Annotated in this window: 13 protein-coding genes; 4 read left to right on the forward strand and 9 right to left on the reverse strand. The window is 71.3% G+C overall.

The genetic code is table 11. The features are described from left to right. The first annotated feature begins 527 nt into the window (after nucleotides 1-527). Entirely contained in the window at nucleotides 528-1022 is a 495-nt protein-coding gene (locus NYF13_RS07505; protein ID WP_315655192.1) for a type VII secretion system-associated protein, read from the forward strand. A 358-nt stretch (nucleotides 1023-1380) separates the two neighbouring features. Here the strand turns inward: NYF13_RS07505 and NYF13_RS07510 are convergent, their stop codons facing one another. After that, nucleotides 1381-2211 carry a hypothetical protein gene (locus tag NYF13_RS07510; RefSeq protein ID WP_315655193.1) on the reverse strand — a complete coding sequence of 277 codons (831 nt, stop codon included), beginning with the start codon at nucleotides 2209-2211 and terminating at the stop codon, nucleotides 1381-1383. Between the two features lie 1041 nt (nucleotides 2212-3252). Continuing rightward, a complete protein-coding gene (gene dusB, locus NYF13_RS07515; protein WP_315655194.1) occupies nucleotides 3253-4389 on the reverse strand; it encodes a tRNA dihydrouridine synthase DusB in 1137 nt (378 codons plus the stop codon). 173 nt (nucleotides 4390-4562) lie between these two features. Here dusB and NYF13_RS07520 point away from each other — a divergent pair, with 173 nt between their 5' ends. After that, nucleotides 4563-5528 (forward strand): Gfo/Idh/MocA family oxidoreductase, encoded by a 966-nt coding sequence (locus tag NYF13_RS07520; RefSeq protein ID WP_315655195.1) that lies wholly within the window; start codon nucleotides 4563-4565, stop codon nucleotides 5526-5528. 127 nt (nucleotides 5529-5655) lie between these two features. Further along, on the forward strand, nucleotides 5656-7689 hold the full coding sequence (locus tag NYF13_RS07525; RefSeq protein WP_315655197.1) for a DUF2339 domain-containing protein: 2034 nt from the start codon (nucleotides 5656-5658) through the stop codon (nucleotides 7687-7689). 43 nt (nucleotides 7690-7732) lie between these two features. Here NYF13_RS07525 and NYF13_RS07530 read toward each other — a convergent pair whose 3' ends face one another. Beyond that, nucleotides 7733-8230 carry an Lrp/AsnC family transcriptional regulator gene (locus NYF13_RS07530; RefSeq protein WP_315655199.1) on the reverse strand — a complete coding sequence of 166 codons (498 nt, stop codon included), beginning with the start codon at nucleotides 8228-8230 and terminating at the stop codon, nucleotides 7733-7735. 238 nt (nucleotides 8231-8468) lie between these two features. Between NYF13_RS07530 and NYF13_RS07535 the strand changes: the two genes are divergently transcribed. Further along, nucleotides 8469-9989, forward strand: coding sequence for an APC family permease (locus NYF13_RS07535; protein ID WP_315655201.1), 1521 nt, complete (start codon nucleotides 8469-8471; stop codon nucleotides 9987-9989). Here the strand turns inward: NYF13_RS07535 and lysA are convergent. From lysA to NYF13_RS07565, 6 genes are all read right to left on the reverse strand, one after another. Next, nucleotides 9986-11323, reverse strand: a complete 1338-nt coding sequence (lysA, locus tag NYF13_RS07540) for a diaminopimelate decarboxylase (RefSeq protein WP_315655203.1) — start codon at nucleotides 11321-11323, stop codon at nucleotides 9986-9988. The two genes, NYF13_RS07535 and lysA, sit on opposite strands and share 4 nt — an antisense overlap. 274 nt (nucleotides 11324-11597) lie before the next feature. Beyond that, nucleotides 11598-11792: an RGCVC family protein gene (locus NYF13_RS07545; protein ID WP_315655205.1), complete on the reverse strand. Its 195-nt coding sequence runs from the start codon at nucleotides 11790-11792 to the stop codon at nucleotides 11598-11600. Further along, nucleotides 11789-12838, reverse strand: coding sequence for an acyl-CoA desaturase (locus NYF13_RS07550; RefSeq protein WP_315655207.1), 1050 nt, complete (start codon nucleotides 12836-12838; stop codon nucleotides 11789-11791). Before NYF13_RS07550 ends, NYF13_RS07545 begins: the two co-directional genes overlap by 4 nt. Nucleotides 12839-13054: 216 nt before the next feature. Further along, the gene (locus NYF13_RS07555) at nucleotides 13055-13957 is read right to left on the reverse strand and encodes a dihydrodipicolinate synthase family protein (protein ID WP_315655209.1); all 903 of its coding nucleotides are present in this window, start codon (nucleotides 13955-13957) and stop codon (nucleotides 13055-13057) included. A 100-nt stretch (nucleotides 13958-14057) separates the two neighbouring features. Beyond that, nucleotides 14058-14516, reverse strand: coding sequence for a heme-degrading domain-containing protein (locus NYF13_RS07560; RefSeq protein ID WP_315655210.1), 459 nt, complete (start codon nucleotides 14514-14516; stop codon nucleotides 14058-14060). 38 nt (nucleotides 14517-14554) lie between these two features. After that, entirely contained in the window at nucleotides 14555-15787 is a 1233-nt protein-coding gene (locus NYF13_RS07565) for a M20 family metallopeptidase (RefSeq protein WP_315655212.1), read from the reverse strand. Nucleotides 15788-15793: the final 6 nt, after the last annotated feature.

Consider the following 15793-nt stretch of genomic DNA (forward strand, 5'->3'; position numbering starts at 1 on the left):
CTGGACCGGGTTCGGTGGCGGATGCTGGGGCTGTAGCCGGATCGGGTCTGTCGGCGGATGCTGGGGTTGTGGCTGGATCGGGTTCGGTGGCGGATGCTGGGGCTGTGGCCGGATCGGGTGCGGCGGTGGACGCGAGCCCGGCGATTGGAGCGGGTTCGGCGGCGGATGCCGGGGTTGTGGCCGGATCGGGTCTGTCGGCGGACGTTGGGGCTGCGACTGGATCGGGTTCGGCGGCGGATGCTGGGGCTGTGGCCGGATCGGGTCCAGCGGCGGACGCGAGCCCCGCGACTGGGCCGGGTTCGGCGGCGGATGCCGGGGTTGTGGCCGGATCGGGTCAGGCGGCGGCGGCCGCGAGCCTTGCGACCGGATCGGGTTCGGTGGCGGACGCTGGGGCTGCGACTGGATCGGGTTCTGCGGCGGACGCTGGGGCTGTAGCCGGACCGGGTCCAGCGGCGGAGGCGAGCCCTGCGGCCGGACCGGACTCGGGCTCTGCCGGGCCTGGCTTGGGCGGCGGCTCAGGCGCTGTCGTGGACGAGGACCCGGCCTCGCCCGGCTACGGCACCGAGGTGGCGACCCCGCCGCTGACCGCCGTGGTCGGGGGCTGGCTGGCGCGGGCGGACGGTTCCGTCGGCCGGTTCGAGGCGAATCCCGCCTACGAGCCTACGGGCCCCGGCTCGCCGACCGATCCGCTGGACGCCGCGCTGCGCCTGGCCGCGCGGGCGGAGGCGGACTTCGACCAGGTCGCGGCGGTGCTGCGGGAGTCGGCGTTCTCGGTGGCGCTGGACGTCGACCAGGAGCCGCTGGTCGCCCAGTCGCCGGACAACGTGCCGTGCCTGCTCGTGGTGACCGCGCCGGCGCACCGCAATCGCGTCCGGGCGGCCGGCTGGCAGCCCGCCTCGGCCGAGGACCTGCTCCCGCTGCTGTCCGCGCACGAGGGCACGGATCTGCTGCTGAACCCAGGCGCGCCTGGCTGCACCCGGCTGCTGGCCGACACCGTCCGCGCGGCCGTGGTGGAGGGCTAGTCCTCCCGCGAGCGGCTGAACACCGGCGTCACCGCGAAACCGAGCACCAGCACCCCGAGGTTGGCGAACGCCCAGGATCCACCGAGGCCGAACGGTTCCAGGGTCTCGCCGACGCTCTGGTCACCAGTCCTCAGCCCAGCGCCGTCCCGACGGCGACCAGCGTGATCGGGCCGAGCCGGACGTCGGCGAGCGCCACGCCGCACCAAGCGGCCGCCGGTACGCCGAGCGTGGTCAGTAAGCCCCGAAACGGGCTGAGGAAGGCGCCCCCTCGGAATCACCCGGCGTGCTGTCCGTGTGCGGGAGCGCCGGGAAGGACAGCTACGCGCGCACCGATGCCATTCGGAGTGTCACCTCGGGGTCAGCTCGACGATGTGCCGTCCGAGCTGCCGATCCAGCCCGTCTCCACCAGGCCGCCGACCAGTTCACCGGCGTCGGCGGCCTGCTTCAGCAGCGTGGTGAGCCAGGTGAACGGGCGTTCGTCGGATTCGGGGTAGAGGCCGATCGCGCCGATCAGCACGACGCATCGGCGGGTGCGGGTGATCAGCCTGCGCCACTGACCGGGTTGGTCTTGGTCCTGGCCCCAGATGAGCGACCCGTCCGGGGCGGTCAGTCGTTGAATACGGCGCCCGGCCAGCTCGAATCGCCATCCGGCGGCCGACGGAACGTCCCAAGGCTCGGGGTCGCCTGGCTGGTTGTCCAAGGCGTCGGCGAGCTGCTGGCTGATTGTGGTGATCGGGGTTAGACCGCTGTCACGCAGGGCGGAGATCGAGCGGGTCACGTGCTCGTCGGGGCCACCGCGCACGGCCATGGTGGGCCGCAGGTCGAGGATCAGCAGTGGTAGGAACCCGTTCTGGACAGGAAGGTCCGCCCGCATGGGGCGCCAGTGCACCGCGCCGTCCACTCCGGCAGTTGCTGCACCGGCCTTCAGCTCGGGCAATGCCGCCAGTGCCGCGGCGCCGGTGTCGACCACCTGAGACGGTGAGCACTCGGCATGCGCGAGGGCCGTCCGGACGGGCCCGTCGACAGGACCTGCTTCGGCGATCACTGTGGCGGCCTCGGTGTTCGCATCGGCTCGCAGACCGCAGTGCCAGCAGTTGAAGGTGCTGTTTCCCGGACTGTGCCGCAGGCGGTCCAGCTTCTCGGTGCCGATCAAGGCGGCCACCTTTGCGCTGGCCTGGATGTCGCTCATCAGAGTCAGCTCCTCCCGACGATCCGTCGCATGCGTTCCTCGGCACGCGCATACCGTCGAACCTACCGGCTGGGCGGAGGCCGAAGCCCGACCTTGCGCTCCCACGACCACGAGTCAGGTTCGGTCGGGTTTGTCCCAGCTGGGCCCGCTCAACTCTTTCTCAGCCAAGCTGGTCGGCTCGCTCAGTTTGGCTTCGCCCGGCATCGTTGGTTGCAGTCAGCCTCGTTCGTCCACTGTGTTCTGTCCACTGTGGTCAATTTGCATCCAGATCGGCCACGGGTAACTCGTCTGGCATCCCTAGAGCCGGGTCGTCCACATCTTGTCCCCAGGTTATCCACAGGGCCCTGTGGATAACCTGGGGACAAGATGTGGAGGGATCTCACCCTTTCGAGTGTCCACACCTGGGGATCGGCGGCAGGTGGACAACTCATTGATCCACATATGCACATCACCCACAAGGGGTGGTTCCACAGGTAGCGTGCGTCGTTCACCGTGGGTGGTGCCCCGTGCGCGGAGGGCAGTGCACCTCGTGCAGCGGGCGGTGCATCGCGCGCGGTGGTTGCGGTGCTCGAAGGGCGCGGGAGCGGCGTTGATACCCCCATGCGCCGCCACGAACAAATCTCCGCTCGATCCCGAGTGGGGGAAGAAATCCTTTGAGGCAGGGAAAAGTCATCAAAGTAGGCACCGCCGACGACTGGGTCTCGTTTCTCGTTGAAGCACCTGGGCGGTGGAACCGGCTAGGGGAGAACGAGACAGTTTCACGTCTCGGTCGCCGTCGTGGAGGCCGGTGGCGACGTCTGCGAGACGGGGGCAGGGTGGGTGCGGGAGCAACCCGGGAGCGGCGGGCGAGGCCGGGAGTGGCGGGCGAGGTTGGAGGACGAGAGGTCCGAAGGCCGTACGGAGCAGCCCGCCGACCAGCGCCGCGGGCACTAGGCCGACCAGCACCGGCGGGTACCGGGATGGCACCGGGGAGGCCAGCTAACGGCCAGCCCTCGGAGTTATCCACAAGGCCCGATCAAGGCTGTGGGCAACTTCGGTGGATCAGCCGCCGGAGTGCATGTCCTCGGTTTCGGGGACGCAGTCGTCGTCGGGGTCGTTGAGCCAGCCGTGGGGGAGGGTGACCTTGCCGGGGGAGCCCTGGCGACCGCGGGGGCCGTCGGCGTTGGGGGGGAACGGGGTGTCGTGGTCGAGGCGGGCGAGGAGGTCGTCCAGCTCGTCCAGGCTCGACACCATGGCGAAGCCGCGGCGCAGTTCGGAGCCGACCGGGAAGCCCATGAAGTACCAGGCCATGTGCTTGCGCAGGTCGCGCATCGCCTTGACCGGGCCGTCGTGGGCGACGAGCAGTTCGGCGTGCCGGCGCAGCACGCGCGCCACCTCGCCCAGGTTCGGCGGTGTCGGCAGCGGGCGGCCCGCGAAGGCGGCCTCCAGCTCGCCGAACAGCCACGGCCGGCCGAGGCAGCCGCGGCCGACGACCACGCCGTCGCAGCCGGTTTCCGCGACCATCCGGAGTGCGTCGGCGGCGGAGAAGATGTCACCGTTGCCGAGGACCGGGATGCTGGTGACGGCCTCCTTGAGGGCCGCGACCTTCGACCAGTCGGCCTGTCCGGAGTAGCGCTGCGCGGCCGTGCGGGCGTGCAGGCTGACCGCCGCAGCGCCTTCGGCCTCGGCGATGCGCCCGGCGTCGAGGTAGGTCAGGTGGTCGTCGTCGATCCCGACGCGGAACTTCACCGTGAACGGCACCCCGGCCTCCGCCGCGGCCGAGGCCGACTCGCGCACGATGTCGGCGAACAGCCGCCGCTTGAACGGCAGCGCCGCGCCCCCGCCCTTCCGCGTCACCTTGGCGACGGGGCAGCCGAAGTTGGAGTCGATGTGGTCGGCCAGTCCCTCGCCGATGATGATCTTCACGGCCTCGCGCATGGTCTTCGGGTCCACCCCGTAGAGCTGCATGGACCTGGGCTTTTCGTGCTCGCCGAAGGTCATCATGTGCATGGTCCCGGGATGCCGCTCGACCACCGCGCGGGCGGTGATCATCTCGCACACGTAGATCCCGGCGCCGTACTCCGCGCAGAGCTGGCGGAACGCGACGTTGGTGATCCCGGCCATCGGCGCGAGCACCACCGGCGGATCGACCTCGTAGGGGCCGATCTTCAGGGCGGGCTTGCTCAGGGTCGCGGTCACCTCTCCATTGTCACCTGTGTCGGAGACCACGTCGACCAGGGGCTCATCAAGGCGGCAGCGTCGGGGAGGAGGTCGGCATGATGGCCGCGTCTTCGCGTAGGTCCGAGGTAAGTGACTTCTAAGATCGCGTTGCTGTCCAATACGGGCACAGCCGGAAGAGCGAGGAGTTCGACGTGGCCGAGAAGCCGGTGCGGTGGGGGATCATGGGCACGGGCGGTATCGCCGGGGCGTTCGCGGAGGATCTCGGGCTCACCGATTCCGGGGTGATCTCCGCCGTCGGCTCGCGGAATCGGGAAAGTGCTGACCGGTTCGCGGATCGTTTCGGGGTCGGTGTGCGGCACGGTAGTTACGCGGACCTGGCGAACGACCCGGATGTCGACGTCGTCTACGTCGCCACGCCGCACCCGATGCACCACGCCAACGCCCTGCTGGCGCTGGACGCGGGCAAGGCGGTGCTGGTGGAGAAGGCGTTCACGATGAACGCCGGGGAGGCCCGCGAACTGGTCGCCGTCGCGCGCGAGCGGGGGCTGTTCCTGATGGAGGCGATGTGGACGCGGTTCCTGCCGCACGTCCGGCGCATCCGGGAACTGCTCGGGGACCTCGGCGACCTCGTCACGGTCCTGGCGGACCACGGGCAGTGGTTCGCCGAAGACCCCGCGTTCCGGTTGTTCGCGCCGGAGCTGGGCGGGGGCGCGCTGCTCGACCTCGGCGTCTACCCGGTGTCCTTCGCTTCGATGGTGCTCGGCGCGCCGAACCGGGTGCTCAGCCTGTCCGACCCAGCGTTCACCGGCGTGGACGCGCAGACGTCGATGCTGCTCGGCCACGCGAGCGGCGCGCAGGCCGTGCTCAGCTGCACGCTGCGCGCGGTCGGCCCGACCACGGCGACGATCGTGGGCACCGAAGCCCGTCTCGAGATCGAGGGCGCGTTCTACGCGCCGACGTCGTTCACGCTGATCCCGCGGCGCGGCGAGCGAACCCGGTTCGAATACACCGACGAGGGCAGCGGCCTGCGTCACGAGGCCGACGAGGTCGCGCTGCGCCTGCGCGCCGGCGAGACCGAGAGCCCGCACATGCCGCTGGACGAGACCGTCTCGATCATGGAGACCATGGACGAGGTGCTCGCGCAGTCCGCGGGCTGACCGGCGGCGGCCGGGGTGGCTGAACGGGGCCCGGCCGGCGTGGTCAGCCGGGATCGCAACTCTCCTGTGTCCACGGTTGAGTAGTGCTACGGATCCGATCATGGCCGTTGTGCCCGAATCTGGCCGCATGACAACCGAAGGCGAAACCCTCCACCGCCTGGCCGACGAGATCAACGCCCTCGGCCGGCGCCTGACCGTGGTCGGGGCCGAGTTGCGTGGCGTCGAGGCCGCGCTCGGCGGTGGGGAGGCCGCGGAACCGGACGCTTCGGCGGAGAACGTCGGCGTCCGGCCCGAGGTGGCATCGCCGCGGGACTCCGCCACGCCCGGGAATTCGGATGCGCCGCCGCGGGAGCCGCACGTCGATCCGCGAGTACCGGCCGCCGGGCCGGGTCAACCGTGGGTGCCCCCGCAGGAGGCGGTTGCCGTGCCGGGGGACCCGCGATTCGCCGGGGCGGCGGCGTTCGGTTCGGCGGCCGCTGGTTACGGGGCGGGCTATCCGTATCGCCATCCCGGCGCGCAGTCTCCGTACCACCAGTCCCCGTACCGCCAGACCCACTCGCAACCCTCGTACGGTCCGCAGCCCTTCGCGATGCCGCAGCCGCCCTCCGTGCCGCGGACGACGTTGGGGGAACGGCTGCGGAGAGAAGGCGCCGGGGCTCGGGTGCTCGCGTGGGTCGGAGGTGCGGTCACCCTGCTGGGGATGGTGCTGTTGCTGGTGCTCGCGGTGCAGCGGGGGTGGCTCGGGCCGCTGCCGCGGGTGCTGCTGGGGGCGGCGTTCGGGGCGGGGCTCGTCGGGATGGGGGCGGGGCTGCACCGCCGGCCGGCCGCGCGCACGGGCGCGTTCGCGCTCGCCGCCACGGGCCTCGCGACGCTCTACCTCGACGCTGTCGCCGCGACCTCGCTCTACGACTTCCTGCCCACTCCCGCGGGGCTCGGCGCCGGGCTGGCCATCGCGGTGGGCGGCCTGCTGCTCGCAGTCAACTGGGACTCCTCTCTGCTCGCGACCGCGGTGGTGGTCGGATGCGGGGTGTGCGCACCCCTGACCGCCGGGGGCTTCACCTCGGAACTGGTGCTGTTCCTGCTCATGCTCCAGATCGCGACCACGCCGGTCCAGTTCCGGCGGCGGTGGTGGGCCCTTTCGCTCGCCGCGGCCCTGCCGCCCTTGACCACGTCGCTCATCGGCAGCGCGCTGCACCCGCAAAACGTCCCGGTCGCCGTGGCGGCCAGTGTCGTGAGTGCGGCGCTCGCATTGATTTCCTTGCGGCGCAAAGAGAACGAACCGTTCTCGATGGCTGTGCTCGCTTCCGCGGCTTTGCCCGTCCTGGTGGCCGCCGCGCTGCTGCCGAAGACCGAGTCGGCGCTGCTGGCGGGAGGCGCGGCCCTGGTTCTCGTCGCGACTGGGCTCCTCGTGCGGGGCCACGCCGGCAACGTCGCGGTGATTGCCGGACTGGTGGCCGCGTTGCAGGCCACCGTCACGCAGTTCGACGGCGGCGCGGTACTGCTCGGCGAGGCCGTGGTGCTCGCCTTCGCCGCACGGTGGACGCGAAGCCGCTTCGTGCTCGGCGGCGCGCTGGTGTTCGCCGTGATCGGCTGGCTGTACACGCTCGTCGCGGACGTCACGCCGTCGCTACTGATCGTCGCCCGTCCGCGCACAACGGCGGACCTGTCGACCGCCCTCGCCGCGGCCGTCCTGCTGCTGGCCGTGGCGGTCGCGCTGCCGTGGGCCGCGGTTCGGCTGAACGTGCTGAAACCCGCCGGCCTCACGCCGTGGCTGCCGGCGGGACTGGCCGCGCTGCACGGGGCCGCCGGAGTGGTGCTCTGCGCGTCACTGCTGGCCATCCCCGGCCGGCCCGGCTTCCTCACCGGTCACGCGCTGATCACCGTGTCCTGGACAGTGGCCGCGCTCGTCCTGCTCCTGCGCGGAATCGACGTCGTCGCGCTGCGCGTGGTCGGGCTGGTGCTGGTGGCGGCGGCGGTGCTGAAGCTGGTGCTGTTCGACCTCGCCGCGCTGGACGGCCTCGCGCGGGTCGCCGCGTTCCTCGGCGCCGGGCTGGTGCTGCTGATCGCGGGCGCTCGTTACGCGCGGGTGGTGGCTTCGCGTCAGCCCGCGGCGGTGGCCGTCGGTCCGGCGGGGCCGGCCGCGCCCGATCGAGCCCGGTGAGCCCCGGGGGCCGCCCGGACCGTGGGCGGCCTCCGAGGCGAAGTCACGCCGTCAGGTTTCCCCAGGCGTAGCTCTGCTTCGCCCGCTTCAGATACACGAACAGCTCCGTCGACGTCACCCCGGGAATGGCGCGGACCTCTTCGCCCAGCACCTCCAGCAGGTGCTCGTCGTCGCGGCAGATCAGCTCGGCCAGCAGGTCGAAGCGGCCGGCGCAGAGGACCACCTGGTGGACGTTGGCCAGGCCGGACAGGCGCTTCGCGATCTCCCGCGGGTCGCCGTTCACCGTGAGGCCGATCATGGCTTGGCGGCTGAGGTCCACATTCTCCGGGGCGGTCACCGCGACTATCTGCATCATGTCGTCGCGCAGCAGCCGCTGGACGCGTTGCCGCACGGCCCCCTCCGAGAGCCCGACCGCCTTGGCCAGCGCCGTGAACGACGCCCTCCCGTCGTGCTGCAACAAGGCGATCAAGGTTCTGTCGGTGCCGTCCAGTGCCTTCGGCGCACGCTGGTCTTCGACCTTCGTGCGGTTTTCGTCACCCATGCCGTCCCTCCCTGTGTTTCGGCATGTGATTCCTTGGATGCGCAGCGTATCGGCCATTGGGCCCGAGCAGGAGGGAGTTCGAGCCAAAAATGCCGGTCAAGCCGCTGGTCCGGTGAATTCACCCGGACGCCGCGGGTGTGCGCCCGGGCACAGCCGCTGCCGCCGCGACCCGGTTCCCGGGTACCGTCGCCCCGGCCCGCCACCGGCGGAAAACCCACGCTGAGAAGGAGAAACGGTGATGTCCTCAGCCGTCGCGGCCGTTCCGGCCAAGGGCCTGCGCGGCGGGGCGCTCGGCACGGTGTCGTCGACGGTGATCGGGATGTCCTCGACCGCACCCGCATATTCCATTGCCGCGACACTCGGGTTCATCGTGCTCGCGGGCCCGGGGTTCAAGGCCGCCGCTTTCGTCCTGTTTTCGTTCGTTCCGGTGCTGTTCGTGGCTTTCGCGTTCCGCGAGCTGAATGCCGCGGAGCCGGACTGCGGCACCAACTTCACCTGGGCGACCCGCGCGTTCGGCAGCCGCGCCGGCTGGATGACCGGGTGGGTGGTCACCGTCGCGCAACTGCTGGTGATGAGCAGCCAGTCGGCGCTCACCGGCCGGTACACCCTGCTGCTCCTCGGCGCCGACGGGCTCGCGGGCAACCGCGCCGTGACGACCGCGATCGGCGGCGGGTGGCTGCTGGCACTGTGCTGGCTCTGCTACCGCGGCATCGAGGTGTCCGCGCGGGTGCAGTGGATCCTGCTCGGCATCGAGCTGGCCGTCCTGATCGTGTTCTCCGTGGTCGCGCTCGGCCGGGTCTACCGCGGCAGCGCCGGTCCGCAGTCGAGCCCGCCGCAGTGGAGCTGGCTGTGGCCGAACGGGGTGAGCTCCGGGGCGGCCGTCTCCGCGGTGCTGCTGGCCGTGTTCATCTACTGGGGCTGGGAAAGCTCGCTTTCGGTGAACGAGGAGTCCGCGGACCCGAGGCACGCCCCGGGCCGCGCCGCCGTGCTCTCGACCGTGCTGCTGGTGTTGAACTACCTGCTCGTGACGGTCGCCGCGCTCGCCTTCGCCGGCGTCGGCGCGCACGGGATCGGGCTGGGCAACGAGGCCAACTCCGGCGACGTGCTGGCCGGGCTCGGCGGCGCGGTGTTCGGCTCCTCCGGGCTGGGGCGGGCGTTCGGGCTGCTGCTGATCGTCTCGGTCCTCACCAGCGGCGCCGCGACCAGTCAGGCCACGATCATGCCCGCCGCGCGGACCACCCTGTCGATGGCGACGCACGGCGCGCTCCCGAAGGCGTTCGCCCGCGTGCACCCGAGGTACCGGACACCGACGGTGGCGACTTGGACCTTCGGGCTGGTCTCGCTCGCGTTGTACGTGCTGCTGGCGGTGTGGAGCGACAACGTGCTGTCGGATTCGGTGGACGCCGTCGGGCTCACGATCGCGATCGAGTACACGATGACGGCCCTCGCGTGCGTCTGGGTGTTTCGCCGGACGTTGCTCACGAGCGTGCGCAACTTCTTCTTGCGGGGACTGCTCCCGCTCGCCGGCGGGCTGTTCTTCCTGGCCGTGCTGGTGCTGGCGGTGCGCGAGTACGCCGAGCCGAGTGCCGGGGAGACCACGGTCTTCGGCATCGGCGGCGTCGCGGTGATCGGCGTGGTGTCGATCGTGCTCGGAGTTCCGCTGATGTTCGCGGTGGGGCACTGGTGCCGTGACTTCTTCGACGGCCGCCGCCTGCCGCGCGGTTCGGTGCCGCGCGGCGGCGACGTGATCGAGGTCTAACAGCGCCGCAGCAGGTCTTCCTCGGTCTCCCGCGGGACCAGCAGCGTTGCCACGCCCTCGCGGACGCCGACCAGCGGCGGGCGGCCCACGAGGTTGTAGTTCGAGGCCAGCGAATGGTGGTACGCGCCGGTGCACGGCACGGCCAGCAGGTCGCCCGCGTGGACGTCGCCGGGCAGGCAGACGTCGGTGGCCAGCACGTCGCCGGACTCGCAGTGCCGCCCGACGACGGTCACCGGCCGCCGCGCCGCCTTCGAGTGCCGTCCGACCAGGCGCGCGGTGTAGCGGGCGCCGTACAGCGCGGGGCGCGCGTTGTCGCTCATCCCGCCGTCGACGGCGACGAACGTGCGGCTGCCGCGCTTCACCGCGCACACCCGGTACACCGTGATGCCGGAGGGCCCGACGATCGCCCGGCCGGGCTCGATCGTCAACCGGGGCAAGGGAAATCCGTGTGACGAGCACTCGTACCCCAGGGCGACCCGCAGCCGGCGCGCGTACCCGTCGAGGTCGAACGCCGCCTCCCGGTCGAGGTAGGGCACGGCGTGGCCGCCGCCCAGGTCCAGTTCGCGCAGGGTGACGCCGTGGGTGTCGCGGATGCGCACGAGCACCTCGACCATCCGGCGCGCGGCCTCCTCGTACCGGTCCACGCGCGAGACCTGCGAGCCGATGTGGCAGTGCAGGCCGACCAGCCGCAGACCGGGCTGGGCGAGCACGGCGGCGACGGCGCGGTCCACGTTGTCGTGGACGTCGTCGCGGAGCGAGAAGCCGAACTTCTGCCCCTCGGTGCCGGTCGTGATGGCCGCGTGGGTGTCTCCGGTGACGCCGGGCGTCACGCGGATCATCACCTGCTGCGCGCCGTGCGCGAGGGCGCCGAGCTGCTCGACCTCGTCGAGCGAGTCGAGCACGATGCGGCGGACGCCGTACTCCAGCGCGGCCTTGAGGTCTTCGGGGGTCTTTGCGTTGCCGTGCAGGAGGATTCGCTCAGCGGGGAAGCCGATCGAGCGGGCGACGGCGATCTCGCCCGCGGAGCAGGTGTCGAGCGACAGCCCCTCCTCGGCGACCCATCGCAGCACGGCGCGGGTGCACAGCGCTTTGCTCGCGAAGGCGACTTCGGCCTCCGGCAGCGCACGACGGTAGGCGCGGGCCGTGTCGCGGACCTGGGCTTCGTCCAGCAGGTACGCAGGCGTCCCGAAGCGAGCGGCCAGGTGGCTCACCGGCGCTCCGGCGAAGATCAGCTCACCGCCTTCGCCGAGGGAAGTGCTCCGCGGCCAGAGCCCCGGTTCGAGGTGGTCGGCGGCCTCACAACCGAGGCTGGGCAGGAGCTCGCTGAGCGTCACGGTTACCTCCGTGAGTGGGTCATTCGGACCCGTTCAGCAGACTTCCGGGCCGATCGTTCCGGCTCGGCCGTGCACACCACGCTGACGCCGCCGGGCCGGTCGCTGACGGGTTGTTAACGCGCGGGTAACTTGCGCCACACCCCGGCTGACCTGCGTTGCGCTCAGTTCTCCTGCCTGCGTGACCCGGACGTCGCGGCGGTCTCGCGCGAACGGCAGTGGATTTCCGGCCGGTGACCCCCGTCCCGCGCCGGCCGACTCCGTGAACGGTGCGCGGTCAGGTCGCCGTGGTCGCGGTCGTGGCTTCTTTCGGCTTGGGCGGTGCGGCGGGCCCGCCGCAGACGCAGCCGCGTTCGAGGTGGCCGGTCGAGGTCGCGGCGCAGAAGCGGCGCGCGATCACGTCGTGCGAGTCCAGCGGGTGCGGGCAGCAGGGGCAGGCGTTCTCCGGCTCGGTCTCCGGCCCGGTGGTCATGCCGCGACCCGTACGGGATTGCGCAACGGCTCACCCACGGAGTGCAGGTGTTCCAGCACGTAGCCGTAGGAGCGGGCCCAGCCGCATTCCGCGTAGGAGATCCCGCGCTCGGCGCAGAACTCCCGCACGATCACCTGCGCGTGTCTGAGGTTGGGCCGGGCCATGCTCGGGAACAGGTGGTGCTCGATCTGGTAGTTGAGCCCGCCGAGGACGAAGTCGACCACCGGGCCGCCGCGGATGTTGCGCGAGGTCAGCACCTGCTTGCGCAGGAAGTCGAGCTCGTGCCCGCTGGTCAGCATCGCCATGCCCTTGTGGTTGGGCGCGAAGGAGGAGCCCATGTACAGGCCCCAGAGGCACTGGTGCACCGCGATGAACACGAGTCCGGTCAACGGGGTCAGCACGATGAACACCGCGGCCACGTAGGCCACCAGGTGACCGATCAGGAGTGCGGACTCCAGTTTGTGCCGGCGGACGTCACCCGCCCACACCGCCTTCACGCTCGACACGTGCAGGTTCAGCCCCTCCAGCAACAGCAGCGGGAAGAACAGGAAGGCCTGGTACTTGGCCACCCAGCGCAGGAAACCGCGCTTCTGACCACTCTGCGCCCGGCTGAAGGCGAGGGCGGCGATGTCGACGTCGGGGTCCTCGTCCTCGTGGTTCGGGTTGGCGTGGTGCCGGTTGTGGGTGCCGATCCACCAGCCGTAGCTGAGGCCGGTCAGTCCACCGTGGACGAGACCGGCGGCGTCGTTCGTCCTGCGGGTGCGGAAGATCTGACGATGCCCGGCGTCGTGGCCGATGAAGGCCAGCTGCGCGAACATCATCGCGAAGAACGCGGCTAGCAGCAACTGCCACCACGAGTCCCCGAGGAACACGAAGGCCACCCAGCCGGCCGCGAAAGCCGTCAGGTTGAGCACGATGCGCGTGGTGTAGCTGCCGCGACGACGGTCGAGCAGGCCGGCCGCCTTGATCAGGCGTGACAGCTCCGCGAATTCACTTCCCTTGGGGGGTCGGGGATCCGGTGCATCGGAAATACGGGACGAGGTCATGACGACACCGCTCTGGTTCAGGCGAGATGCTTGTCCAGCGACGGTGTCCGGCCACGACGGGTCCGGGTCCAGTCCGGGAGAAGGGCTCTGGAGCCTGGTCGCGGTGGCACCGCGGCCTGACCCCAGCCTCCCACTCCTGTGCGGCGATGGCAATTCCCCGCCGGAGCCGGGATCGGCGGGGACTTGATCGAGAACGCCGGTTCATACCCGGCAGTTTCAGGAAAGTCCCCACGAGGACAGCAACCCGAACAGCCGCTCGCGCTCGGCCGCGGTGAGCAGGCGGCTCGGCGGCCGGACGTCGGGGCGGCACAGACCCAGTTGCGAGAGCGCGTCCTTCACCACGCTGACGTTGTTGGCGTTCCCGTCGGCCGCACGCAGCTGTTCGAACGGCCGGATCCGCTCCCAGATCACCATCGCGCCCGGGAAATCCCGGTGGCTGAGCCGGTTGAACAGGTTCAGCGAGGTCCGCGGGTCGACGTTCACCAGTCCGGAGGTGAATCCGGTCGCGCCGACGGCGAAGTAGCCGGGCGCGGACAGCTCCGCCAGGCCGGCGATCCACACGAAGCGTTCGTAGCCTGCTTCGCGCGCGACAGTGGCGAACTGCACGGGGTCGGGCACCGCGTACTTCACGCCGATGACGTTTGGCGCCGCTTCGCCGAGGCGCGCGATGTCTTCGCCCTTGATGGCGGGGTTGCGGACGTACAGGACCACGCCGAGTTCGGGCACCGCGTCGGCGATCACCCGGTGGTATTCGATCCAGCCCTCGCGGGAGACATACGGGTGCACGGGCTGGTGGATCATGATCATGTCCGCCCCGGTGTCGCGGGCGTGTCGCGCGGCTTTGACCGCAGAGCGCGCGTCGTGCCCGACGCCCGCCAGCACGCTCGCACCGTGCGCCCGCTTCACGGTCAGCTCGACGCACAGCCGCGTCTCGTGCCCGTCGAGCGCGTAGAACTCTCCGGTGTTGCCGTTGGGGGTGATCACCTCGATGCCGCTGGTGGTCAGCCGCTCGACCAGCCGGCCGTAGGTCTCCCCGTCGATCCCGCCGCCGCGGCCGAACGGCGTCACCGGGATCGCGACCACGCCGGCGAGCCGCCGTCGTTGGGCTTCGAACCGCACTGGCCTGTCCGATCTGATATATGATGTGCTTCGACGTGGGCAGGTTAGCACGGGGCGGTTGTCCTGAGGGTTGGGTCGTCCGACCTGATTTCGCCGGAGGTCAGCCGGCCAGGAACGAAGTCAGGTGCTCGACGACGAAGGCGTGGTCCTCGGCCTGCGGCAGTCCCGAAACGCCGACGGTGCCGACCGGCCCGACCCCCGCCACGATCACCGGGAACACGCCTCCGTGGGCCGCGTACCGGTCCGGGTCCAGCCGGGAATCGGCCTCGAACGAGCCGCCCTTCTCGCGAAAGCGCGTGCCGACCAGGAACGAGCTGTGCCCGTAGCGGTCGACGACGCGGCTCTTGCGCTCGATCCACGCGTCGTTGTCGGCGGACGTGCCGGGCAGTGCGGCGTGGAACAGGCGCTGGCCGTTCCGGCGCACCGAGATGGTCAAGGGCAGCGCCCGGGCGCGGGCCCCGGCCAGCAGGTGCTCGCCGAGCGCCAGCGCTGTCTCGTTGTCGAACCGGGTGAAGGTGAGCCGGTTTTCCTGCTCCAGGAGCTCGGTCGTGGTGGTCATGCCGTCATTGAATCAACACGGTGGGGCAACAGCGAGCCTCAGCTTCCGAGCGCGGCCAGCGCGAAGGCCGTGTGCATCGCCACCCCGCTGGGCATCGCGGCCTCGTCGAACACGACGCGGTTGGAGTGGTTGTTCGGGGCCGTCTCGGCGGGCACGCCCGGCGGCCGGGCGCCGAGGAACGCAAACGCCCCCGGAACCCGTTGCAGCACATAGGAGAAGTCCTCGGCCACCATCCCCGGCACGGCGAGCTCTTCGGCGTTGTGCGGGCCCAGCACCTCGGCGGCGAGCGCCAGCACGTGGGCGGCGACGGCCTCGTCGTTCACCGTCACCGGGTAGCCCGGGTCGACGTCGGCCAGCACCCGGCAGCCGTGCGCCTCGCCGATCGCCTGGCAGACCTTCGGCAGCTCCTCGCGGATCAGCGCGCGCGTGGGCTCCGACAGGGCGCGGATGGTCCCCTCGAGCACGGCCGACTCGGGGATGATGTTGGTGGTCGTGCCGGCCTCGAGGCGGGTCACCGAGAGCACCGCCGGGTCGAACACCGGGACGCGGCGCGTGACCATCGTCTGCAGGGCGCCGACCATCGCGGCCGCCGCCGGCACCGGGTCGATCGCCTCGTGCGGCATCGAGCCGTGGCCGCCGCGGCCGGTCACCTCGACCCGGAACGTGTCGGCCGAGGCCATCGTCGTCCCACCGCGCACCCGCAGCACGCCGCTGGGCACCGTCGCCATCGAGTGCAGGGCGAAGGCGCGCGACACCCGCGGGCCGGCCGCGTCCAGCACGCCCTCGTGGATCATGTGGCGCGCGCCGTGGTCGCCCTCCTCGCCGGGCTGGAACATGAACACCACCGAGCCGGCCAGCTCGCCGGCGCGGGCGGCCAGCAGCCGCGCGGCCGAGGCCAGCATCGCCACGTGCGTGTCGTGCCCGCAGGCGTGCATCGAGCCCTCGACCTCGGAGGCGAACTCCAGGCCGGTGTCCTCGGGCACCGGCAGCGCGTCCATGTCGCCGCGCAGCAGCACGGCCGGGCCCGGTCGGGCGCCGCGCAGGACGCCGGTGAGCGACGTCGTCGCGCGGCCCTCGGTGAATTCGATCGGCAGGTCGGCCAGCGCGGCGCGGACGGCCTGCTGGGTCCGCGGCAGGTGCAGACCCCGTTCCGGACGGCGGTGCAGGGCGCGGCGGAGGTCGACGGTGCGGTCCTGCAGGGCCCGCGCGTCGGCGAGCAACCCGGCGAACGGGGCGCCGGGGAGCGTGGGCAGGTCGGTGGGTCCGGTCATGATTCG

It is taken from the genome of Amycolatopsis sp. PS_44_ISF1, from assembly GCF_032335455.1.
GTDB lineage: Bacteria > Actinomycetota > Actinomycetes > Mycobacteriales > Pseudonocardiaceae > Amycolatopsis.